The sequence below is a fragment of the Paenarthrobacter sp. YJN-D genome, assembly GCF_015040335.1.
In the GTDB taxonomy this organism is placed as follows: Bacteria; Actinomycetota; Actinomycetes; order Actinomycetales; family Micrococcaceae; genus Arthrobacter; species Arthrobacter nicotinovorans.
Genome location: NZ_CP053549.1, coordinates 1,389,491 through 1,410,921, shown reverse-complemented (window position 1 = coordinate 1,410,921; position 21,431 = coordinate 1,389,491). Strand labels below are relative to the sequence as shown.

The window sequence follows — 21,431 nt, the reverse complement described above, 5'->3', positions numbered from 1 at the left end:
GCGTACCACCTCAGGGTTCCGGAACTTACTTCCTTACGACGGCAACTCCGTGAGTGATCCGTCATGGTCCAGGTTCAGCACAAGGTCCAGATCCAGACGGTCCAGGAAGTCGTCGTCGTGGCTTACCAGGATCACGGCGCCGCGATAGGCGTTCAACGCTTCCACGAGCTGGTCCACGCTCTGGATGTCCAGGTTGTTGGTGGGCTCATCGAGAATCAGTACCTGTGGCGGCGGATCGGCAAAGAGGAGCCGGGCCAGCGAAACCCTGAACCGCTCGCCACCGGACAACGTATGAACGGGCCGGTAGACGCTGTCGCCCCTTAGCAGGAACCGCGCCAACTGGTTCCGGATTTCACCTTCGGGAACGCTTGGTGCCGAAGCCTGGACATTTTCCAGCGTGGTCGCGGCATCGTCCAAGCCGTCGAGGCGCTGCCGCAGATAGCCGGCACGCCCGGTGAGAAGGCGACCACCGGCGGTGCCGGATTCGACGACGTCACTCACCTCGTCGTTGTCGGGCAAGGACTCGCCGGCGACCACGCGTTCGAGCAAGGTGGTCTTTCCCACTCCGTTCGCACCAATGATGGCCACACGTTCCGGGCCTTCTACGAAGAAGGCACGATTGGTCCCGCGCAACTCGGCTATCCGGCGTCCGCGGGGAACGTCCGGATCCGGAAGATTCAGGCTGATCCGCTCCTCTTCCCTGATTCTGGACGAGGCCTCGTCCAGTGCGTTCCGGGCGGCGTTAACCTTGTCGTCCGACCCCAAGCGCAGCTTCCCCGCAGACACCTGCGCGTCGGAGGCCCGCTGGTTCATGAGAATCTTGGAGCCCTTCTTGTTGTCGTAGCTGCTTTGGCCGGTCCGGGCACGCTTGGCCAGCTTCGTTTCAGCATCTTGGCGTTGGCGCTTCTCGATCTTCACAGCCTGCATTGCAGCCTGGGCAGCCTGCACAGCTGCTGCTTGCTGCTCATCCATGTGGGACCGCCAGGCGCTGTATGGACCTCCGAAGACCGTGAGTTCCCCGGCATGAAGCTCCGCGGTGTTATCCATCAACTCCAGCAAGCTGAGGTCGTGGCTGACCACCACCAGCGTTCCTGGCCAGGAAGTGATGAGGCCGGAGAGTCTGGCCCGGGCATCCCTGTCCAGGTTGTTCGTTGGCTCGTCCAGCAGCGTAATTGCCGTCCGTTGGAGCCGAAGTCCGGTGATCGCGACCAGCATGGCTTCGCCGCCCGAAATCTCGCCGACGTTCCGGTCAAGGTCCGATCCTGAAAAGCCGATATGACGCAGGGACTCGTCTGCACGGGTTTCAATGTCCCAGTCATCGCCCACTATCTCGAAATTCTCCACTGCGGCGTCGCCGGATTCGATGGCGCGCAAGGCCCGCAGCTTAGGGCCGATACCGAGCAAGTCGGCTACGGTTGAGTCGGTTTTGAGGGTAAGTGTCTGCGGAAGGTAGCCGACCTCGCCGTTGGTGCTGATCCGGCCACTCGTTGGAGTCAACACGCCGGCAATGAGGCGCAGCAACGTCGATTTTCCCGCACCGTTGGATCCCACCAGGCCCGTGCGGCCCACTCCGAAGGTCCCGGAAATCCCGGTGAGGGCAGTGGTGCCGTCCGGCCATTGAAGGCGGACGTCAGTCAGGGTGATGGACGGATTTTTTGTAAAAGGCATGATGTTTTCAGGACTCCAGTGATTTCAGCGAATGCGCTGCAACCACCGGCCCGGAAGGAAATCAGGTGCGTGTCAGCGCTTGGTTTGCGTCGCGAAACCTTGAATGTCCGTCAAAACATCGGCCTAACACTGGGGAATAGAGGATTTCAGTCTCACAAAGATGGCCTAACAAGGCAAATTTCCCCATGCTGAAGAAACTCCGGGCTGAAGGAACACCTGCTGAAGAAACACCATGCTTCACGCAAAACGGCGGGCCGACGCCAGGTTCCGAAACGAAACCCAACGTGACCCGCCGCCGTCGTTCGCGTTATGCCCTTAGGCTCCGACCGTGACCACGATCTTGCCGCGCGTGTGGCCTTCCATGTTGAGGCGGAACGCCTCCGCCGCCTCAGCAAGGGGGAAAGTCTCCGCTACCTCAACCTGGAGTTTGTTCCCGTCCACCAAATCGGCAAGTTCCTGCAGCTCAGCACCCACGGGATTCACCCACATCCAGGTGCCGCCGTGCTCCTCGACATCACTGTCCGCGATGGAGGCGTGGCGACCGTTTTCCTTCAGGACCTCCAGGGTGGTCGAAAGGTTGCCGCCCACGAAGTCCGCAACCACTTCCACGCCTTCGGGGCGCAGGGCACGCACCCTCTCCGCCAGCCCTTCGCCGTAGGCCACGGGTTCGGCCCCCAGGGACCGGAGGAAGTCATGGTTCTTCTCCGAGGCAGTGGCGATCACCTTCGCACCAAGGGCCTTCGCAATCTGGATACCGAGCGAACCCACGCCGCCCGAACCGCCATGGATCAAGACAGTCTCGCCCGCGGCCAGTTCCAGCCGCTTCAGCACCTGAAATGCAGTCAACCCGGCCAGCGGCAAGCCAGCGGATTCGTTCCAGTCCAAGGACTCCGGCTTGCGGGCCAGGAGCCGCTCCGGCAAGGCAATGTATTCAGCAAAGCTGCCACCGTGGACGTAATCCTTGCGGCCGTAGGCGATGACCTCATCGCCGGGCTTGAAGTGCGGAGCGTCAATACCTGTCGACTCCACTACGCCGGCGACGTCCCACCCTGGAATGGCCGGGAACTGCAGGTCCATGAGGGGGTCCAAGTAGCCGGCCATGATCTTCCAGTCCACCGGATTCACTGAGGCCGCCTTGACCTTGACCAGGACCATGCCCGGCCCTACTTTGGGCATTGGCTGGTCAGTGAGTTCCAGGACGTCCGGGTTTCCGTACTTGTTATAGGTAATTGCCTTCATGTGAGCGTCAACTTCCACTTGAGGCCGGCTATTCCTTAGCTGGCCGGCTCAGTCGAAGAACCCCACGATGTACCCGATGAAGTACAGCATCGACAACAGGACAAAGACGCCTATGATCGAGAGCCACAGGACCTGGGTGCCCTTCCTCGGGCCACCCTCATCGTGGCCTTGGGGGCCGGCCGTCGACGACTCGCCGGGCGGGGTTTCGCCCGGCGGCACTCCCCCACCAGGTTCCAAGCCTGTGATCTTGTCCTCGTACGGGTCGGGATTAGGTCCTGACACGCTCACTCCCCTGGTTGCAGTGGTGTCGCTTTGACCCAGCGTATCGAACCAGCCCGGCCAGAACCACAGCAACCTTATAAATCAGCGGGAGCCCGGGTCAGCGCGTCCACACAGTGTCGCGCGTCCCGGTGCGAAGGCGGTACAGAGACGTGGTGGCCGTGATGTAGAGGTCGTGACCGTCGGGACCACCAAAACACAGGTTGGAAACCCTTTCAGGAAGTTCGACGGCGGCCAGCAGGCTGCCGTCCGGCGCGTAAACACGGACAGAAGCCCCCGCCGATGTCCACACCCGGCCCTCGACGTCAACGCGGAAACCGTCAGAAGCCCGGTCCTCCTCCAGCTCTACGAACGTGGTTCCGGCCCCACACGCCCCGTCTTCCACGGGGTAGGCTGCGATGCGGAACGGGACGCCATGCGCGGCCCCCGCCGTGTCCGAAACATACAGCAGTGACTCGTCCGGCGAGAAAGCCAGGCCGTTGGGATGGACCAGGTCCGTGACCACCGGCTTTAGTTCCTCCGTCGCAGGGTCGAAGCGGAACACGTAGCAGCCACCGTACTCCTGTTCGCCTTCATGACCTTCAACCGTGCCCGGCAGTATCCCATAGGGCGGATCAGTGAACCAGACCGTTCCATCTGCGGCGACCACGACGTCGTTGGGCGAATTGAGCCGGTACTCACCGAACGAGTCGACGATCGGCGTCACATCGCCGTCGTCGTCCCGCTCCACGCGCCTTCGGCCGTGGCTGCATTGCACTACGTCCCCGTCGTGGTCGAGCGTCCGGCCGTTGGTGTATTCGACGGCGGTGGCGTACTCGCGCGTGGCGCCCGTGGCGGGGTTGAACTCCAGGATGCGGTTGTTGGGGATGTCGCTCCAGCGAACCGTCTGAGATTCCGGAATCCAGACCGGCCCTTCGGCCCACACAGTGCCTTCAAAGAGCTTTTCCAGAGTGCCGGTGATCAGTTCATCCATACGTTCGAGATTAGTCCTCCGCAGGTGTCACAGCGGCCTTTTCTTCTTTCGGGGTGTTGCTGTCCGCCCGCTGCGCAGCGGGCATGGCGATCACGGCCACGACAGTGAGGACGGCGCTGACAAGCACCGCCACGAACACCGCCGCAGACGCGTTTATGGTGGTTTGCGGATCAGTGCCACCACTTGGACCGCCGGCGTAGATGGCGTTGGCGATCGCACCAAAGACGGCGACTCCCAGGGCGCTGCCGATGGAACGGGCAAAGAGGTTGGTTCCGGTGACCACTCCGCGTTCGTTCCATTCAACACTCGACTGGGCGGCGATGAGGCTGGGGGTCGCAACCAGGCCAAGCCCCAAGCCCACGATGAAGCACGCCAATGCCACCAATACGACGTTGGGCGAGGACGCGGTGAGCGCCAGCACTGCTGCACCCGCCACCGAAATGGAGATGCCGATCAAGGCCGTCCGCTTGAACCCGATCCGCAGATAGAACCGGCCGGCCTGTGATGCACTGATCGGCCAGCCCAGGGTCAAGGCAGCCAATGCAAGGCCGGCCAGAATGGGAGACGTCTTCAGGGCACCTTCAAGGAAGGTCGGGACATAGGAAGTGAGGCCCAGCATGACTGCGCCCACGCCGAAGGAAATGAAGGCCGTGGTGGCGAGCAATCGTCGCGACAGAACCCATGACGGGAGGATCGGCTCCGCCGCCCGCCGCTCAGCCAAGACAAAAGCGCCCAGCAGCAAGGTACCCACCGCGAAGACCGTGATGCTGACGGGTGAGTTCCAGGCCCATGCCTGGCCACCCTCGAGCGCCCCGAGAATCAGCAGGCTCAAGGAAACGGTCAGCAGGGTGGCACCCAGGTAGTCGATCCGGTGCTTGCCACGCTCAATGTCCTCGTGGAAGGTGCGCACCAGCATCCAACCCGCCAGGAAGCACAACGGGATGTTGATCAGGAAGATCCAGCGCCAGATCCCCAATGACGCAAAGACGCCACCGAGTGTTGGCCCCACCACGGAAGAGATGGCCCACACGCTGGCCAGATAACCCTGCACCTTGGCGCGCTCGGCAAGGGTGTAAATGTCCCCCGCGATGGTGATTGACACTGGTTGCACCGCGCCTGCCCCGAGGCCTTGAAGCACCCGGAAGGCAATCAGGGCCGGCATGCTCCATGCCACCCCGCACAGTATGGATCCCAGCAGGAACAGGCCAATGCCGCTGAGGATGATCGGTTTCCGGCCCACGACGTCGGAAAGCTTGGCGTAGATAGGCACGGAAACAGCCTGTGCCAACAAGTACGCCGAGAAGAGCCAGGGGAAGGAACTGAAACCGCCGATGTCTTCCACAATGGACGGCACGGCCGTGGCGACGATCGTTGAATCGATGGCCACCAAGCCCGTGGAAAGCATCAAGGCAATGAGGATGGGTCCGCGTCGGGAACGGAATCCGACTCCGTCAGCAGTCTCTGTAGTCATGTATCTCGTCCCCGTCGTCGTCTGGTTGCGTTCGTTGCCGGGGCATGCCCCAAAGGAGGTAACGGCGGGGGTAACGGAATTAGTCCCGGGTCCGGGCAGAGCACGACGACAGGCAGCTGTTTTGTGACAAGGACCTGTAGTGCTCATCTGACAGGATGGCTGGATGAGAACAGGCGAGTTACCCAGGGATTCGATGCTCTCCCGCAAGGGCCTTCCCGTCCCCGGACCGGGGCTGGACATCGCTGTTCCCGTACCCTCGGAGCGGCTGCAGAACCTGGTGGAGTTGGCCCGGACGGTGTGCGGACAACCGGTGACGGCCATCAACATCATCACGGAGGATCTGCAGTACCAAGTGGCCACGGCCGGCCTGGAGCCGTATCTATGCAGCCGCGAGGATTCGATGTGTGCCGTCGGTTTCCAAAGCGGGGCCTCGACGGTGGTGGAAGATGCATCGCTTGATGCGCGGTACAGGGACAACCCGTTTGTGGACGGCCGCCGCGGCGCGATCAGGTTCTACGCTTCCGTGCCGCTGGTCAGCGACGACGGTTTTGTTCTGGGCACGCTCTGCGCCGGCGCACGGGAAACCGGCCGGCTCAGCGACCGGCAACGCCAGGGCCTCGAGATCCTGGCAGCGGAAGTCGTCGAAGCCCTCGCCCTTGAACACCGCGCACGGGAACTGGCCGAGGCGCTGGCCGAGGCGCAACGCAGCAACGCCCTGCTCGCCGAATTCGCCGGCCGCATCAGCCACGACCTGCGCAATCCGCTCACTTCCATCCTCGGCTTCGTCGAACTCAGCCAAATGGAGGCCCAGGACGCCGCCGATGCAACCATTGCCCAGTACCTGGACGTCGTGGCCAATTCCGGGCAAAGGATGCTGAGCATGGTGGAAGACGTCCTTGCCTACGCCACTATCGGCGGAGATGTGCGGCCTGCCCAGATCTCGCTCAAGGCTCTGGTGGAAGACGTGGTCCAGGACTTGGCTGCGAGCCTTGAAGCGAACGGGGCTTCCGTGGACTGCCATGATCTTGTGTTCAGTGCCGATCCCGGCCAGATGAGGGTCTTGCTTCAGAACCTGATCCACAACTCGGTCACCTACACCAGACCCGGAGTTCCGCCGGCCATCCACGTCACGGGCGAACGGACGGACGAGGGCGCAACCTTCCGGGTGATCGACAACGGCAAGGGAATCAGCGAACCCGACCGTGACCGGGTGCTGGACCCCTTGGTCCGTCTGCACAGGGAAGACGACCCTCCCGGAACAGGCCTCGGCCTGGCAACCTGTGCACGCATCGTGGCCGCAGCCGGTGGACAGCTTGAGATCGGTTCCGCACCGGGCGGCGGCACCATGGTAACCATCCACCTGGGCAGTGGCAGCTGACCGTAACTTAACGACGACGGCGGGTCCCCTCAGGTTCCGTATGGAACCGAGGGGACCCGCCGCCGTCGTAAATCAGCTGGTGGTCAGTCGTTGATCAAGTCGTGGACCACGATGGTCTGGTCGCGGTCCGGGCCGACGCCGATGGCCGAGAAGCGCGTGCCGGAGAGCTTCTCGAGGGCCAGCACGTAGTTGCGGGCGTTCTCGGGGAGGTCTTCCAGGGTGCGGGCACCGGTGATGTCCTCGGTCCAGCCGTCGAAGTACTCGAAGATCGGCACTGCGTGGTGGAACTCGGTCTGCGTCATGGGCATTTCATCATGGCGGACACCCTCGACGTCATAGGCAACGCAGACGGGGATCTGCTCGATGCCCGTCAGGACGTCCAGCTTGGTGACGAAGTAGTCCGTGAAACCGTTGACGCGGGAAGCGTGGCGGGCCAGGACGGCGTCGTACCAACCGCAACGGCGGGGACGGCCTGTGTTGACACCGAACTCGCCGCCGGTCTTCTGCAGGTAGACGCCCATCTCATCGAACAGTTCCGTGGGGAACGGGCCGGCGCCAACGCGGGTGGTGTAGGCCTTGATGATGCCGATTGAGCGGGAGATGCGGGTGGGGCCAATGCCCGAGCCAACGGATGCGCCGCCTGCCGTGGGGTTGGAGGAAGTGACGAATGGGTACGTGCCGTGGTCCACGTCCAGGAACGTTGCCTGTCCGCCTTCCATGAGCACAACCTTGCCCTCATCCAGGGCGTTGTTCAGCTCCAGGGTGCTGTCGATGACCAACGGGCGGAGCCGCTCGGCGAAGGACAGGAAGTAGTCCACGATCTCATCCACCACGATGTCGCGGCGGTTGTAGACCTTGACCAGCAGTTCGTTCTTCTGGCGCAGCGAACCTTCCACCTTCTGGCGGAGGATGGACTCGTCGAAGACATCCTGGACGCGGATGCCCAGGCGGGCCACCTTGTCCATGTAAGCCGGACCGATGCCGCGGCCCGTGGTGCCGATGGCGCGGCTGCCAAGGAAGCGCTCGGTGACCTTGTCCAGCACCTGGTGGTACGGCGCAACAAGGTGGGCATTGGCTGAAACGCGCAGGCGCGAGGTGTCAGCGCCGCGGGCTTCAAGGCCGTCGATTTCCTGGAAGAGAGCCTCCAGGTTCACCACGCAGCCGTTGCCAATAATGGGAATTGCGTTGGGGCTCAGGATGCCCGCGGGAAGGAGCTTCAGCTCATACTTCTCACCGCCAACAACCACGGTGTGCCCGGCGTTGTTACCGCCGTTGGGCTTGACCACGTAGTCAACGCGGCCACCGAGCAGATCGGTTGCTTTGCCTTTGCCTTCGTCGCCCCACTGGGCTCCGACGATCACGATAGCGGGCATGGGATCCTCCCCCATTCTTTCGGGCTGACCCCAGAAGGATGACTGGGGCTTGGCGCCGTACATGAGAATGCCCCGACGTTACCGGTGCAGCCTGCCACGTGGGCTGGCATACGCAAGAGTTCGGGGCTCTTACCAGCCAAGTTTAGCCGATGGCAACGGTTTCTCTGGTGTTGGCCCAACGTTGGCCTGCAGTTGTGGACAAAGTCAGGGGACAACCAGGGCGGCAGGACCAGCCGACGAACTCCCCAGCGACAGGCTCAGCAGGCCGGCACTGTCCACCAGCCCCACGCGAATGGCCGAGACCTTGTATTCTCCCGCCGCAGCAGTGACATCCGCCGGTTTGGTGCCGGGCCAGCTCTGATCGGGCTGGACGTTGACATTGATGGCCACCAGCGTCCGGACAGCTGTCAGGACCGGCCCGACGGCGTTGATCACCGGTGTGATCAACGCCTGCAGGCTTGTACCCAGGTTGGCGACCAGGCCGGTGTTGAAGATGGTGGCGTTGAGGACGGTCTTCACCACGTTGTTGGTTCCGGTGAGGAGGGCCGAGGTAATGGGTCCCAGCAAAGCAGCCACCACACCTCCCAAATCCAGGCCAATGACGTTGGCGGTTACTTGGGGTGCCGTGGCGGCGCCATCCAGGAAGTCGCCCAGAGATATACCTGTGCTGGCGCCGGTGGCCGCGCCTATCTTGACGCCGATGGTCGCTGCGTTGAGCCCGGCCAGTTTCAGGGTGATGTTGGTGGTGGCGTTCAATGTGATGGCGCGCAGCGCGGTAGTCAGCGCAGCCAGCACCCGGTTCTTCCACGAATCCAGCAAGGCAGTAACCCTGGAGGTCACCGCCGTCGTCGTGGCCGCATCCAGAACTACAGCGTGATTTGGTTCCATGCCGTTCAAGCCAGTCACCGAGCTGCCGGTCAGGGCCGCGATGTTGACCTTGACCGTCCCGGTTCCCAGGTTGACGGTGACGATCCCGTCCGTCATGGACTCGGTCATCATGGCGGTGACCCCGGTCAGATCCGGGGCAGAGAGCGTCGCAGTGGTGCTGATGGACCCGAGCGACAATGTCCCCAGCAACGGGTTGATCAGTGCCGAGACCCCGTCGGAAATCCCGGTAGTCAACCCACCCGTCCCCAGCAACGCATTCAGTTGCGCAGGAACCGTCCCCACCAGTGAAGCCCCGCTGGTGGACAACGTCCCGACGGCGGGAATCGCCGCCGTCAGGTCCAGCCCGGCAATCCCGTACTGGCGCTGGACGGTAGGTGTGGTGTCCAGCATCGGCCACCCGTTGGTCATGACACAGCTGTCCACCTTGGAGGACGATGCAATCGCCCCAACATCAAGGGTCACCCCGGACAAGGAGGCAGGAACGATGTTGCCCAGCGAAATACTGGCCGCTTTCGGGGCACTGCCTGCTCCCTGCGCTGTCCCTGCGACATCCACAGCACCCGTCTGGTCCGACACCAGCCCCGAAGCGCCCTGGGCCTGCCCGCTTTTCTGCGAGCGCGCCCACTGCGTATACGTCCCCAGGCCACCTACGGGAACACCCAATCCCAGCCCCACCGAGACCGGGCTGCTGCCCAAGGCCGTCACCGGAATTTTGGTGACATAAGCGTCCGTAGTGCCGGGCACCAGCACCGCAGAGACCGGGGTTGGCGAAGCGGTGGTGCCGTTGTTCAGCACAGTCAGCCCTTGGACCCCTGCCACGGTGTCCAGATTGGTGTTGAGCACTGTGCCGTGCAGTTCCCTCGCCCAGGCCTGGTTGGTGAACATGGAGTTTGTGCTGCAGTCTCCGGGCGAACTTACGCCGACGGCGCTTTTCACCCATTCGCTGTCCGTCCACGCAGCTGTGGTGATGCTTGTGGTGGCGGCCAGGCTGATGGCGGCTACTGCTGCCACGAGAATCGAGCGGCGTGGACGGTTGAGGAATGCCCGGCGCAGGGGTTCGCTCAGCGGGCGTCGGAGCGTCATGCGCCTTGCTCCTTGGCTTCACTCGGCCGTTTCAGCATCGCCAGGACGGCGGTTCCCAGGAGGAGCAGCGCGCCCCCGGCGAGCAGCGCGGGGAGAGACGAGGCACCCGTGCTTCCAAGGGGTTCTTTGCTTCCGCCGTCGGCGGCCGGTGGCAGCGAAGGCGCGCTGCCGCCGTCGTCGTCTCCCATGGCGGTGACCCCGATCCCCAAGGTGAGCGCCGCGTCTTGGGGCGGGGCGCTGGCGGGTCCTGCCAGGGTGAAACGGAGGTACGGTGCGGTCCCGGCCCGGAGGTTGCTGAGCGGGACACGGAGGCCTTGGTCCCAATCGTTGAGGCGGGTGGGCTGGATCCTGGGCGTTGAGCCTTCGGGACAGCTCAGTTCCTTGTTCAGCCCGCTGTCGCCCTGCCACGGGGACGGGCATTCATCGACGGCGATGCCGTATCCGTCAGCGGCGGCCAGGCCGCCTGTGGCAACGAGCTGCAAGGAGGAGGTGGCTTGGGGCTTTTCCAGCGACAACCCGATCTGCCACACGAACGAATCGCCTGGTGCCAGTTGCGGGAACTCCAACGGGTACACGGAAGAGGAAAGCCAAAGGACGCCCGGGGTTCCGTTCTCGGGTACCGGGATGAGCTGGTCGGCGGCTTGGGCGGGGACGGCACAGAACAGCACCCCGACGACGGCGGCACACGCTGCCGCTGCGGGCCTCACCACCCGGTTCCACTGCTTCACAGCTCTTTCACCTCCCTGTTGACACCACACCTTTGTGACGGGGTACCCGCTTGGGCCAGTACGCCCACACCACAAGCGCGGCGACCGCCATGGTGGCAGCGCCGATGAAACCAGGCCCCCGCATGGCCATCACCCAGGAACCCACTGCGGGTACCGTTGCCAGTACCTTCCGGGCGGTGTCCACCTGGTACGGCAGCGGATCTTCCGAGCTGTTCGCGTCGCCCTTGAGCCGTAAGGAAGCACCAGAGCCGTCAGGCTCCACCGACACCACGCGGTGGGTGACCAGGACGCCGGATTCCGAGCGTTTCACGGAGACGACATCACCCGGGACCAGCTCCGCGGCGGGGACCTGCACGGTAAGGGACAGCGCCCCGACCGGGTAGATGGGCTCCATGGATCCGGTCCGGAAGACCACGAACGACGCCTTGTAGACGAAACCCAGGACCAGCGCCAGAATGCACACCAGCCCGAGCAAGGCCAGCAGAGTCAAGGCAATTTCACGGGAGACCTTGAGGATGCGGGACAAGACGGCCCAGAAGCCCGCCCCGCCTAGGGCAGGGGCCGAAGGGGGCAATGGGGACGAGCTTCTGGTCCGGGTCAAGGGCTCTGTCACAGAGCTGCGTTACGAGCTGACGATGCTGGTGAACCTCCACAGCGGAACCGTCTGCTTTCCCTGCAGGGTCACGTCCGTCACGGCGGACGGGAGGGTGATGGCGAAGCAAATGTTCACCGCGGAGCCGGCCGTTGCTGCGTCGGCACCCTTCGGCAGTGTGATGGGGGTTGCGGAAACTGTCGTCAGCGGGACGCCGGCAGCTGCCGAACCTACGATGTCGGTGCCGCCGGTCAGCGTACCTGCAGCGCAGTTGGCCGGTGTGACGCCCTGGACCGCACGGTAGGTCAGGGCGTTGTAGAGGGCCAGGGAATTGGTGGTGGTGTCGGCTGCCGGCGCGGTTCCGCCGAGCTTGACTGCCTCCGCCAAAGTGGCCGTCAGGGCTTCGGAACCTGCCGCGGCCCGGAGCTGCATGGGCGCGTAAGCAGTATCACCGGGCTTGAGGGCGGCCGAGATGGCGCCGAACGTCAGTGCCCCGTCAGTTGCCGAGCTCGGCACGGTGGGGATGTTCGGCTTGTCGCTCCACGCATCGGCGCCCGTACCGTTGGTGTTGCTGAAAGTGTTTTGCTCCATGTGGTAGGTCAGCGTGCCCGGTCCGTTGTCCCCACCGGAATTGCCGAAGACCCACTCGTTGTCTGTCCATGCAGCCAAGGTGAACGCAGCTCCCACGCCCAGGACAAGCCCGCCGGCGAGGAGCGCCCGAACTTTCGTTGCCTTGTTGGATGACGTCTTAGCGACCATTGTTTAACCCCCACAGTTGATGATGCTGAGCTGGCGGGGAGGCCGAACGGTTCCCCCGGAACCAGTAGTTTCAAACGTCATTATCTGGGGAAGGAAAAGCCCCACCCGGCCGAGGTGCACTTTAGGGTTAATGCCGGCGTTCGACGCTGGCAGGGAGCGCCGCACCGGCGTCGAACCTTGTGCCGCAGTTGCGGGCGGGCCGAGATGCCTGACACGTTTCCCGGGCAACACGCCGCGTCGCATTAAGTGGCGCGCCGGGACGGCCCCCATTGGGGCAGTAAGTCCGGTAAGGTTAGTTAGCCCCCAACAGCACCCTTTGAGGTTCGGCTGCGGCATGCCCGCGGCCCCTTGGAACGGTGCGCTGTAACACCTAGGAGACCTAACCCCTGATGCAAGAACTGGCGACTGAATCACCCGAAGAAATCCTCTGGAACCGCCGCTACGAACCGCACATCGCTGAGGTCAACGAGCTGTGCGACTCCATCAAGGAGCAGAAGCCAGGCAGCGAGGTCCTCTACATCGACCCCGCCCACAGCATGGATGACTGCCGCATCGTCAGCCTTTTCTCCAATCAGCGCACCACCACCGGTGAGGGCTTCATCACCCCCGGCGACGAGGAAGCAGCCACCCGCATGCTCGGCATGCAGTGGCAGCTGGGCCTCCGCCCCGAGCTCATGATGCCGTGGAACGCCTACCCGTGGATCGAGCCCAACGAGGAGCCGGGCAAGCTCACCCCCGCCAACATCACCGAGGGCCTCAAGCCACTGCTTCGCCTCCTGCAGCTCCTGCCGCGCACCTCTGCCCTGGTGGCACACGGAAACGAAGCCCACCGCCTGGCGGACCAGCTCATGAAGGCTGCACCAGCCAGCATCGCGCGCCGCGGTTTCAAGACGTTCAAGGTCCGCTCGCTCGGTGGCCGCTCCTTCGCGGGCACGCCGGCGCGCCAGCAGGAATACCTGGACGCCATCCACGGTGCCTACGCCGAGGCCATGGCCCGCACGGGCATTCCCCGCAAGGCCTAGTCACACCTTCGTTGTGGGGCCCGCTTTGCGCCCCAATCCCCCGGAATAACCCGCAGACCAGGCCCCACAACACACACGACGACGGCGGCCCTCACCTCTTTGGTGAGGGCCGCCGTCGTCGTTGGGGTTCTTGTGGTGGGGCCGGGTCAGCCGACCAGCATGCTGCGGAGGTCCTTCAGGATCAGCTGGGCGCCTGTGGGGCCGAGGCCGAGGAACCAGACGTCGTCATTGACCGCTTTCGCGTGGCCGGCTTTGACTGCGCCGAGCTTGGGCCAGACAGCGCCTTCAACTACAGAGGTTTCCCCGGTGGCTGAGGGGTCGCCGTAGCTGCTGTAGAAGATCCAGTCGGCGTCGCCTTGCTCGATGTTCTCGGCCGAGATTTCAGCCGCGAGCTCATCAATGTTCTGGTTCTCCGGGCGCGCCAAGCCTGCGTCCTTCAGAATGACGCCGATGAGGGACTTGTTGGCATACAGGCGGATCTTGCCCGGCAGGAAGCGGACCAGCGAGATCTTCGGGTCGCCCTTGACGTCTGCCTTCAGCGCGTCAGCTTCGCCCTGGTAGTCGTTGAGGGCTTTGGTGGCCTTGTCTTCCTCGCCCAGTGACTTGCCGACCAGGAGGAAGTTTTCCTTCCACGGGAAGCCTGGCCGGATGCTGAACACGGTGGGGGCAATGGATGACAACTGCTTGTAGAGTTTGTCGGCCCGGAGCTTGCTGCCGAGGATGAGGTCCGGCTTGAGCGCTGCGATGGCTTCAAGGTTGAGGTCCTGGATGGTGCCCACGGAGGGGACATCCTTGACCTTGTCAGCCAGGTAGGTGGGAACAGGGTTGGCGCCTTCGGTGGTGGCCATGCCCACCGGCGTGACGCCAAGGGTGACGACGTCGTCGAGTTCGCCGGTGTCGAGTACCACCACGCGGGTGGGCTTCTTTTCCAAGGTTGTTTCACCGTTTGCGTGCGTCAGGGTGCGCGGGAAAACGCCGGGCGCGGCGTCTGTGCCGAGCTTCGCCGTTTCCTGGTCAGCGGTGGTGAACTTCGATCCTCCCGTGGCAACATCGGCGTTGCCCGCGCTGGAACCCGAGGTACCACTGGTGCCGCAGCCCGCGACGAGGGCCATAAGCAAGGTGGCACCGACCGCCTTCATTACGAGCTTTCGCGCACGGGAGCCCTTGGGCGGCTGAACTTCAAAATCGTCATTTTTCACTGGGTAAGGCTAACCTAATTAGGGCACACTTCTGTGACGTTGTGACGACAGTCACGGATAGCCCTTCCTTTATTGCCCCTCTCTGAAATGGTCCCTGTCGTGTCCCAACTGATGGCTCCCGCTCCCAAGCCGCACGCCGGCGAGCCAGCAACCGCGGCCCAGTCAGGTGACAACGCGGCCCCATGCGGCGGCGTCGTCAAGAGATCCGGCTGGCGCGTCACCTTTTTGGTCGCGGCGGCCGCAATCCTTCTCGGTGCCGTGGTGCTAAGCCTGGGTGTCGGTGCGAAGCTCATCCCGGCGTCCACCATTCTCCAGGCCTTCACCAACCCGCAGGACACCGCCGATCACGCGATCATCCTTGAAAGCCGGTTGCCGCGCACTTTGATGGGGATCGCTGTGGGAGTCGCCTTGGGCATGGCCGGCGCGCTGATCCAGGCCATTACCCGGAATCCCCTGGCCGATCCCGGCATCCTCGGGGTCAACGCGGGTGCCTCGTTTGCGATCGTGGTGGCCATTGGTGTCTTCGGGGTAGCTACCCTGAGCGGCTACATCTGGTTCGCGTTTGGCGGGGCCATCCTCACCACCGCAGCGGTCTACCTGATCGGAACCTCAGGACGGAACGTGGTGAATCCCATCCGGCTGACACTGGCCGGTGTTGCCCTGGGCGCCGTCCTCACCGGCATTGGCTCCGGACTCACACTCCTGAACCCCAAGGCCTTTGACCACCTGCGCTCGTGGAGCATCGGCTCACTGGACACCCGCAGCATGGAGTCCGTTGCCACGGTGGCACCGTTCATGGGCGTGGGATTGCTCGTGGCGTTGTTGTGCGTCCGCGGCCTCAACGCCCTGGCACTGGGAGACGACCTCGCCACTTCCCTTGGCGCCAACGTCAACCGCACCCGCATCCTGGGCGTCGTGGCCATCACCCTCCTCAGCGGCGCAGCCACAGCAGGAGCTGGCGCCATCGGCTTTGTGGGACTCATGGTTCCCCATGTGGCCCGGTGGATCGTGGGCCCGGACCAGCGGTGGATCATGGCCACGACAGTCCTGCTCTCCCCCATCCTGCTGCTGGTATCGGATGTTGTTGGCAGGGTTGCCGCACCCGGTGAGCTGCAGGTAGGCGTGGTGACAGCGTTCATCGGCGCGCCTGTACTCATCGCCTTGGCACGGCGCCGGAAAGTGAGCGGGCTATGAGCCGCCTGGACCCAGGGAAGAGGGTCGACTTCGGCCGGCCTGTTGCTGTGGTCCGCAACCGTTCGCTGAGCCTCCGGCTGGATATCCGCAGCATGCTCGTCTGCGTTCCGCTGCTTCTGGCCGCGCTTGCAGTAGCCGTGGTTTCGCTGGCGACGGGTGACTACGAGGTCCCGGTACAACAAGTACTGCAAGCCTTCACCGGCGATGCCCCGGGGCTCGCCCAAACAATCGTCATAGAATGGCGCCTTCCCCGGGTCCTGGCGGCGCTGGTGTTCGGTGCGGCGCTTGGCATGAGCGGTGGCATCTTCCAGTCCATGACGCGCAACCCGCTGGGCAGCCCTGACATCATCGGCTTCAATACGGGTGCCTACACCGGGGCGCTCGTTGTGATGCTCACGGTGGGTGGCAGTTATGCGGGAGTTGCGGCCGGCGCCTTGGTGGGCGGAGTCCTCACAGCCCTGGCCGTCTATTTGCTGGCCTACCGCCGTGGTTCCCAGGGCTTCCGGCTCATCATCGTGGGCATCGGCATCAGCGCCATGCTTGCTGCGCTGAACCACTGGCTCATCCTGCAAGCCGAACTCGAGGCCGCCCTGGCGGCCGCCGTCTGGGGAGCCGGGTCCCTTAACGGCATCACGTGGGAGCAAGCGGCGCCGGCCGCCGTCGTGGTTGTTGTGGTTGGTTTGGCCACGCTGGCCGTGGCGCGTCGCATGCAGCTCCTGGAAATGGGCGACGACGCCGCCCGCGCCTTGGGCGTCCGGGCCGAACCCACCCGTTTGCTGTTGCTCATCCTGGGCGTTGCGCTGACGGCTGCCGTCACTGCAGTGGCCGGTCCCATCGCCTTCGTGGCCCTCGCCGCTCCCCAGCTTGCCCGGCGGCTAACCCGGAGTGCCGGCATCACATTGCTGCCTTCCGCGGTGATGGGTGCCTTCCTGCTGGTGTCCAGCGACCTGGCAGCGCAGCGTCTCTTCGCTCCGATCCAACTGCCAGTCGGGGTTGTGACGGTGTGCATCGGCGGTATCTACCTCGTTTGGCTGCTGGCCAGGGAAGCAAGGAAATCATGAGCCTCACCACTGCTGCACCGCAGCTCCACGCAGAAGCCCTGACCATTGGCTATGAGCAGCGCGTCATCTCCGAGAACCTCAATGTGCGCATCCCCGAGGGGAAGTTCACGGTGATCGTCGGGCCCAACGCCTGCGGCAAGTCCACGCTGCTGCGGGCGCTCGCCCGGCTCATCAAGCCCCGCAGCGGACAGGTGCTGTTGGACGGAAAATCCGTGACGTCGCTGCCCGCAAAGGAACTGGCGCGCCGGCTCGGGTTGCTCCCCCAGTCCTCCATCGCCCCCGACGGCATCACGGTCGCTGATCTCGTGGCCCGCGGCCGGTACCCGCACCAGAAACTCCTGCGGCAGTGGAGTGTGGAGGACGAGTCCGCGGTAGCGGAGGCCATGGAAGCCACTGGAGTCTCGGCCCTGTCCGGGCGCCTGGTGGACGAGCTCTCCGGCGGTCAGCGGCAGCGCGTGTGGGTGGCCATGGTGCTCGCCCAGCAGACGCCGCTGATGCTCCTGGACGAACCCACCACCTTCCTCGATATTGCTCACCAGATCGAGCTGCTGGAACTCTTCCGCGAGCTCAACCTGGACAAGGGCCACACACTGGTTGCCGTGCTCCACGACCTCAACCACGCCAGCCGCTACGCGGACCACATCATCGCCATGAAGGACGGCGTGGTGGTGGCCGAAGGCGCCCCCGCCGACGTCATCACCGGGTCCTTGGTGGAGGAAGTGTTCGGGATGGCCTGCAAAATCATCGATGACCCCGTGACGCACACGCCGCTGGTGGTCCCGCTGGGACGCCCGCGGCACTCAGCCGTCACGGACTGACGCCCTTAACGACGACGGCGACCCTCGCCTTTTGGTGAGGGTCGCCGTCGTCGTTTGCTTGGCTTTAGCGGGCTTCGAGCGCTGCCTTGGCCTTCGGGTCCGAGTCGTTCAGGAACTTCTCGATCCGCTCAGGTTCTTCAGCTTCACCGATCGCCGAAGCGGCCCGGCCCAGTGCGTAAAGCGCGCGCAGGAAGCCCTGGTTGGGCTCGTGCTCCCACGGGATGGGTCCGACGCCGCGCCAACCGTTGCGGCGCAGCGAATCGAGGCCGCGGTGGTAACCGACGCGGGCGTAGGCGTAGGACTCGATGGTCCGGCCCTCCGCCCAGGCTTCCTCGGCGAGGATGGCCCACAGCAGTGACGATGTGGGGTTCTGCGCCACGAGGTCCAGTGCTTCCTTGCCGAGGGCCAGGTGCTGGTAGATCTCGTTCTCGGCGGGCAGGAGCGTGGGCTCCGGCCCCATCAGGTTCTTCCGGAATTCGTCGGACATCAGAAGGTCTTGCCCACCGATCCGAGCTGCTGGGCGGCTTCGACGATGCGCGCGGCCATGCCGGCTTCGGCGGAAGCACCCCAGACCCGGGGGTCATAGGTCTTCTTGTTGCCCATTTCGCCGTCGACCTTCAGGACGCCGTCGTAGTTCGAGAACATGTGGCCGGCAACCGGGCGGGTGAAAGCGTACTGGGTGTCGGTGTCGATGTTCATCTTGATGACACCGTAGGAAACGGCGTCAGCGATTTCCTGTTCCGTGGAGCCGGAGCCGCCGTGGAACACAAGGTCGAACGGGTTTTCCTTGCCGATCTTGGCGCCAACCTCAGCCTGGATCTGCTTGAGCAGTTCGGGGCGGAGCTTCACGTTGCCCGGCTTGTACACACCGTGCACGTTGCCGAAGGTCAGTGCGGTCAGGTAGCGGCCGTTTTCGCCGGCACCCAGGGCCTCGATGGTTGCGAGGGCATCCTCGGTGGTGGTGTAGAGCTTCTCGTTGATCTCGTTCTCAACGCCGTCTTCTTCGCCACCAACGGTGCCGATTTCAACCTCGAGGATGATCTTGGCAGCAGCTGCGCGCTCCAGCAGTTCACGGCCGATGCGCAGGTTCTCGGAGAGGGTCTCGTGCGAGCCGTCCCACATGTGCGAGTTGAAGATCGGGTCCTTGCCGGCCTTGACGGCTTCCTCGGAAGCGGCCAGCAGCGGCAGAACGAAGTCCGCCAGCTTGTCCTGCGGGCAGTGGTCCGTGTGCAGGGCGATGTTGACGTTGTAGTTCTTGGCAACTTCGCGGGCGAACGCGGCGAAGCCGAGGGAACCGGCAACCATGTCCTTGACCGAAGCGCCGGACCAGTAGGCTGCGCCACCGGTGGAAACCTGGATGATGCCGTCCGATTCGGCCTCGGCGAAACCGCGGATCGCAGCGTTCAGAGTCTGCGACGACGTCACGTTGACCGCAGGGAAAGCGAATCCGCCAGCCTTTGCGCGGTCGATCATCTCGGAGTAAATCTCTGGGGTTGCAATGGGCATGGTGACTCCTATGCTGAATTCGTCTGTGGGTTGGTAACCCTGGAGTAGACCGCTTACGGCTAGCACCCATCCTAGCGATATCCGCGGGGGCGCCGTGTTTCGGGTCACTGGGGCTCTTAACACTTCCGCCGAGGTGGCATTTAATGACAATCCGGAGCAGGCGGTTTCAGCTTGCTAGTGCAACACCATCGATTAGTTTGGTCAGTCTTTCAGTTGGGGTGTCCCATTGGAGTGTTTGACGCGGTCGGATGTTGAGCAGGTGCTGGGTGTGGGCGAGTTCTTCGTCGCTGACCTGGTTGAAGTTCGTGCCTTTGGGGTGGATATCGCGGACCAGTCCGTTGGTGTTCTCGTTCGTGCCGCGTTGCCAGGGTGAGTGCGGGTCACAGAAGAACAGCTGGCAGCCGGTCGCTACTGTGAACTTGGCGTGTTGAGCCATTTCCGTGCCTTGGTCCCAGGTGATCGTTTTAAGGATCGCCTGGGGCAGGGTGTGGATCATTTTCTGCATGACCTCGATGACCGTCGCGCTGTCCCTGGCTCCCGGCAGCCGGCCCAGCAAAGTGAACCGTGAGGAGCGCTCGACCAAGGTGACGATCCCGGAGTTACCGGGACCCACGACCAAATCACCTTCCCAATGGCCGGGCACGGCCCGGTCCTGGACTTCGGCGGGCCGGTCGCTCAGCCGGGCCCCTTCAAGCCAGGGCCTTACGTTCCTGGCAGGCAGCTTTGATTGGGGCTTACGACCGGTCCGGCCCGAACGTAGGGCCTTCTCCACGGCAAGTTCATGCCGCAAGGCACCCCGGCCCTGCACGTAAAGGGCTTGGTAAATTGACTCGTGGGACACGTGCATCTCCGGCTGCTCGGGGAACGTCTTCTTCAGGTCCGCAGCGCTCTGTTGAGGTGAGAAACGCTGGTTCAAGCGTGCCACGACCTCCTTCCACACCGCCGTTCCCGCAGAGAGCTTCACGGGCCGGTTCCGTCTACGGCGGACCAGTGCCCGGTGTTGGGCAACCCCGGCGTCGTAATAGCGCCGGGCCCAATGCTCGATACTGTGTCGGCGGATCTCCCGGGACACCGTTGATGGATGCACGCCCAACTCCTTGGCGATCTGTCGCATGGAACGCGGCTCCGGCAAGCCCAGACAGGCCTTGATATAAGCCCGGTCCTCCAAAGTCAGCCGCCGGTACCTTCGCTCCTTATCCCGCGAAAGCACCTCCGAAGCCATCGGAAGACGCACGCCACCACCAGGGCCGGAGATAAGTTCCATGCCCGCTAGTTTCGCCCAATGCGACACCGCTTGCCGGGACACCCCAGCCGCGGCAGCACTTCGTCCCGTGTCCTCACCCGCCAGCAAGTGCTCATACGCACACGCACGAACCGACCACGGCAACTTCTTGACCATGACACCCCTCCAACTACAGGGGTGTTGCACTAGCCACCTGAAGACGCCGCACCGGGACTGTCATTAAGTGCCAACTCGGGGAAGCTACGAAACCGGCTGTTGGAACACGTGGCGGCGCACCCACGCGTGCATGGCGATGGCCGCCGCGGAGGCCGCATTCATGGACCGGGTGGAGCCGAACTGCTCAATGGACAGGGTTGCGACGGCGGCATCGTGCACCTCAGGCGTGAGGCCGGGGCCTTCCTGCCCGAACACCAGGACGCAGTTCTTCGGGAGATCGTACGTTTCAAGCGGTACGGAATCCGGGAAGATGTCGATGCCGATCACGGCAAGCCCCTCCCCCTCGGCCCACTGGACGAAGTCCTCAACCGTGGGGTGGTGGCGGACGTGCTGGTAGCGGTCGGTGACCATGGCCCCGCGACGGTTCCACCGCCGTCGGCCAATAATGTGGACCTCCTTGGCGAGGAAGGCGTTGGCGGTCCGCACCACGGTGCCGATGTTGAGGTCGTGCTGCCAGTTCTCAATGGCGATGTGGAAATCGTGCCGCTTCGAATCGAGGTCGGCGACAATAGCTTCGTGCTTCCAGTAGCGGTACTGGTCAACCACGTTGCGCCGGTCGCCGTCACGCAGGAGGTCCGGATCCCAGTGCTCGCCAACGGGCCACTCGCCTTCCCAGGGCCCGACGCCGACCTCCGCCTTCGCTTCGGCCTCGCCTTCTGCGGTGGTCCCCTCCGGGGACGCGGCAGGGGCGGGCAGGGCTGTGTTGGGGGGAAGGTCAGTCACCCCTCAACTTTAGCCCTG

20 protein-coding genes are annotated in these 21,431 nt (G+C 63.9%); 5 read left to right on the top strand and 15 right to left on the bottom strand.

All coding sequences use genetic code 11. The features are described from left to right. Positions 1-33 precede the first annotated feature (33 nt). From HMI60_RS06720 to HMI60_RS06700, 5 genes are all read right to left on the bottom strand, one after another. Complete coding sequence (locus HMI60_RS06720) at positions 34-1,668, bottom strand: ABC-F family ATP-binding cassette domain-containing protein (protein ID WP_193590795.1); 1,635 nt, start codon at positions 1,666-1,668, stop codon at positions 34-36. Positions 1,669-1,983: 315 nt separating this feature from the next. Beyond that, positions 1,984-2,907 (bottom strand): NADP-dependent oxidoreductase, encoded by a 924-nt coding sequence (locus tag HMI60_RS06715; protein WP_018780077.1) that lies wholly within the window; start codon positions 2,905-2,907, stop codon positions 1,984-1,986. A gap of 48 nt (positions 2,908-2,955) precedes the next feature. Continuing rightward, positions 2,956-3,189 (bottom strand): DUF6480 family protein, encoded by a 234-nt coding sequence (locus HMI60_RS06710; protein ID WP_026267494.1) that lies wholly within the window; start codon positions 3,187-3,189, stop codon positions 2,956-2,958. A gap of 97 nt (positions 3,190-3,286) precedes the next feature. After that, positions 3,287-4,159: an SMP-30/gluconolactonase/LRE family protein gene (locus tag HMI60_RS06705; RefSeq protein ID WP_193590794.1), complete on the bottom strand. Its 873-nt coding sequence runs from the start codon at positions 4,157-4,159 to the stop codon at positions 3,287-3,289. A gap of 10 nt (positions 4,160-4,169) precedes the next feature. Next, positions 4,170-5,630, bottom strand: coding sequence for an MFS transporter (locus HMI60_RS06700; RefSeq protein WP_193590793.1), 1,461 nt, complete (start codon positions 5,628-5,630; stop codon positions 4,170-4,172). Between the two features lie 163 nt (positions 5,631-5,793). Between HMI60_RS06700 and HMI60_RS06695 the strand changes: the two genes are divergently transcribed. After that, entirely contained in the window at positions 5,794-7,008 is a 1,215-nt protein-coding gene (locus tag HMI60_RS06695; RefSeq protein ID WP_026267493.1) for an ATP-binding protein, read from the top strand. A gap of 83 nt (positions 7,009-7,091) precedes the next feature. On the opposite strand, the gene HMI60_RS06690 is transcribed toward HMI60_RS06695, so the two are convergent. The 5 genes from HMI60_RS06690 to HMI60_RS06670 all read right to left on the bottom strand — a co-directional run bounded on the left by HMI60_RS06690 (position 7,092) and on the right by HMI60_RS06670 (position 12,431). Then, entirely contained in the window at positions 7,092-8,381 is a 1,290-nt protein-coding gene (locus HMI60_RS06690; RefSeq protein WP_193590792.1) for an adenylosuccinate synthase, read from the bottom strand. Positions 8,382-8,585: 204 nt separating this feature from the next. Continuing rightward, complete coding sequence (locus HMI60_RS06685; RefSeq protein WP_039239511.1) at positions 8,586-10,352, bottom strand: choice-of-anchor G family protein; 1,767 nt, start codon at positions 10,350-10,352, stop codon at positions 8,586-8,588. Beyond that, positions 10,349-11,080 (bottom strand): hypothetical protein, encoded by a 732-nt coding sequence (locus tag HMI60_RS06680; RefSeq protein ID WP_193590791.1) that lies wholly within the window; start codon positions 11,078-11,080, stop codon positions 10,349-10,351. Before HMI60_RS06680 ends, HMI60_RS06685 begins: the two co-directional genes overlap by 4 nt. Positions 11,081-11,087: 7 nt before the next feature. After that, the gene (locus tag HMI60_RS06675) at positions 11,088-11,606 is read right to left on the bottom strand and encodes a signal peptidase I (RefSeq protein WP_018780069.1); all 519 of its coding nucleotides are present in this window, start codon (positions 11,604-11,606) and stop codon (positions 11,088-11,090) included. A 96-nt stretch (positions 11,607-11,702) separates the two neighbouring features. Further along, complete coding sequence (locus tag HMI60_RS06670; protein ID WP_018780068.1) at positions 11,703-12,431, bottom strand: SipW-dependent-type signal peptide-containing protein; 729 nt, start codon at positions 12,429-12,431, stop codon at positions 11,703-11,705. 389 nt (positions 12,432-12,820) lie between these two features. Between HMI60_RS06670 and HMI60_RS06665 the strand changes: the two genes are divergently transcribed. Continuing rightward, a complete protein-coding gene (locus HMI60_RS06665; protein ID WP_018780067.1) occupies positions 12,821-13,453 on the top strand; it encodes a hypothetical protein in 633 nt (210 codons plus the stop codon). Positions 13,454-13,599: 146 nt separating this feature from the next. On the opposite strand, the gene HMI60_RS06660 is transcribed toward HMI60_RS06665, so the two are convergent. Continuing rightward, complete coding sequence (locus HMI60_RS06660; protein ID WP_018780066.1) at positions 13,600-14,565, bottom strand: ABC transporter substrate-binding protein; 966 nt, start codon at positions 14,563-14,565, stop codon at positions 13,600-13,602. A gap of 174 nt (positions 14,566-14,739) precedes the next feature. On the opposite strand from HMI60_RS06660, the gene HMI60_RS06655 reads away from it, so the two are divergent. Genes HMI60_RS06655 through HMI60_RS06645 form a run of 3 tightly spaced genes read left to right on the top strand, consistent with a single transcriptional unit; the run spans position 14,740 to position 17,725 of the window. After that, positions 14,740-15,846, top strand: coding sequence for an iron chelate uptake ABC transporter family permease subunit (locus tag HMI60_RS06655; RefSeq protein WP_193590790.1), 1,107 nt, complete (start codon positions 14,740-14,742; stop codon positions 15,844-15,846). Then, complete coding sequence (gene fepG, locus HMI60_RS06650; protein WP_193590789.1) at positions 15,843-16,907, top strand: iron-enterobactin ABC transporter permease; 1,065 nt, start codon at positions 15,843-15,845, stop codon at positions 16,905-16,907. Before HMI60_RS06655 ends, fepG begins: the two co-directional genes overlap by 4 nt. Next, positions 16,904-17,725: an ABC transporter ATP-binding protein gene (locus HMI60_RS06645; protein WP_039239502.1), complete on the top strand. Its 822-nt coding sequence runs from the start codon at positions 16,904-16,906 to the stop codon at positions 17,723-17,725. The genes fepG and HMI60_RS06645 overlap by 4 nt, the downstream gene beginning before the upstream one ends. A 64-nt stretch (positions 17,726-17,789) precedes the next feature. On the opposite strand, the gene HMI60_RS06640 is transcribed toward HMI60_RS06645, so the two are convergent. The 4 genes from HMI60_RS06640 to HMI60_RS06625 form a co-directional block, all read right to left on the bottom strand. Continuing rightward, entirely contained in the window at positions 17,790-18,212 is a 423-nt protein-coding gene (locus HMI60_RS06640; protein WP_039239501.1) for a DUF3151 domain-containing protein, read from the bottom strand. Beyond that, positions 18,212-19,231: a class II fructose-bisphosphate aldolase gene (gene fbaA / locus HMI60_RS06635; RefSeq protein WP_018780061.1), complete on the bottom strand. Its 1,020-nt coding sequence runs from the start codon at positions 19,229-19,231 to the stop codon at positions 18,212-18,214. The genes HMI60_RS06640 and fbaA overlap by 1 nt, the downstream gene beginning before the upstream one ends. Positions 19,232-19,397: 166 nt before the next feature. Next, on the bottom strand, positions 19,398-20,495 hold the full coding sequence (locus HMI60_RS06630; protein WP_209783738.1) for an IS30 family transposase: 1,098 nt from the start codon (positions 20,493-20,495) through the stop codon (positions 19,398-19,400). Between the two features lie 219 nt (positions 20,496-20,714). After that, positions 20,715-21,413 (bottom strand): TrmH family RNA methyltransferase, encoded by a 699-nt coding sequence (locus tag HMI60_RS06625; protein ID WP_039239489.1) that lies wholly within the window; start codon positions 21,411-21,413, stop codon positions 20,715-20,717. Positions 21,414-21,431 lie beyond the last annotated feature (18 nt).

Excerpts from the sequence above, each read along its gene's own strand:
- HMI60_RS06720 (WP_193590795.1), bottom strand. The coding sequence starts at position 1,668 with ATGCCTTTTACAAAAAATCCGTCCATCACCCTGACTGACGTCCGCCTT.
- HMI60_RS06715 (WP_018780077.1), bottom strand. The coding sequence starts at position 2,907 with ATGAAGGCAATTACCTATAACAAGTACGGAAACCCGGACGTCCTGGAA.
- HMI60_RS06705 (WP_193590794.1), bottom strand. The coding sequence starts at position 4,159 with ATGGATGAACTGATCACCGGCACTCTGGAAAAGCTCTTTGAAGGCACT.
- HMI60_RS06700 (WP_193590793.1), bottom strand. The coding sequence starts at position 5,630 with ATGACTACAGAGACTGCTGACGGAGTCGGATTCCGTTCCCGACGCGGA.
- HMI60_RS06695 (WP_026267493.1), top strand. The coding sequence starts at position 5,794 with ATGAGAACAGGCGAGTTACCCAGGGATTCGATGCTCTCCCGCAAGGGC.
- HMI60_RS06690 (WP_193590792.1), bottom strand. The coding sequence starts at position 8,381 with ATGCCCGCTATCGTGATCGTCGGAGCCCAGTGGGGCGACGAAGGCAAA.
- HMI60_RS06685 (WP_039239511.1), bottom strand. The coding sequence starts at position 10,352 with ATGACGCTCCGACGCCCGCTGAGCGAACCCCTGCGCCGGGCATTCCTC.
- HMI60_RS06670 (WP_018780068.1), bottom strand. The coding sequence starts at position 12,431 with ATGGTCGCTAAGACGTCATCCAACAAGGCAACGAAAGTTCGGGCGCTC.
- HMI60_RS06665 (WP_018780067.1), top strand. The coding sequence starts at position 12,821 with ATGCAAGAACTGGCGACTGAATCACCCGAAGAAATCCTCTGGAACCGC.
- HMI60_RS06660 (WP_018780066.1), bottom strand. The coding sequence starts at position 14,565 with ATGGCCCTCGTCGCGGGCTGCGGCACCAGTGGTACCTCGGGTTCCAGC.
- HMI60_RS06655 (WP_193590790.1), top strand. The coding sequence starts at position 14,740 with ATGGTCCCTGTCGTGTCCCAACTGATGGCTCCCGCTCCCAAGCCGCAC.
- fepG (WP_193590789.1), top strand. The coding sequence starts at position 15,843 with ATGAGCCGCCTGGACCCAGGGAAGAGGGTCGACTTCGGCCGGCCTGTT.
- HMI60_RS06645 (WP_039239502.1), top strand. The coding sequence starts at position 16,904 with ATGAGCCTCACCACTGCTGCACCGCAGCTCCACGCAGAAGCCCTGACC.
- HMI60_RS06640 (WP_039239501.1), bottom strand. The coding sequence starts at position 18,212 with ATGTCCGACGAATTCCGGAAGAACCTGATGGGGCCGGAGCCCACGCTC.
- fbaA (WP_018780061.1), bottom strand. The coding sequence starts at position 19,231 with ATGCCCATTGCAACCCCAGAGATTTACTCCGAGATGATCGACCGCGCA.
- HMI60_RS06630 (WP_209783738.1), bottom strand. The coding sequence starts at position 20,495 with ATGGAACTTATCTCCGGCCCTGGTGGTGGCGTGCGTCTTCCGATGGCT.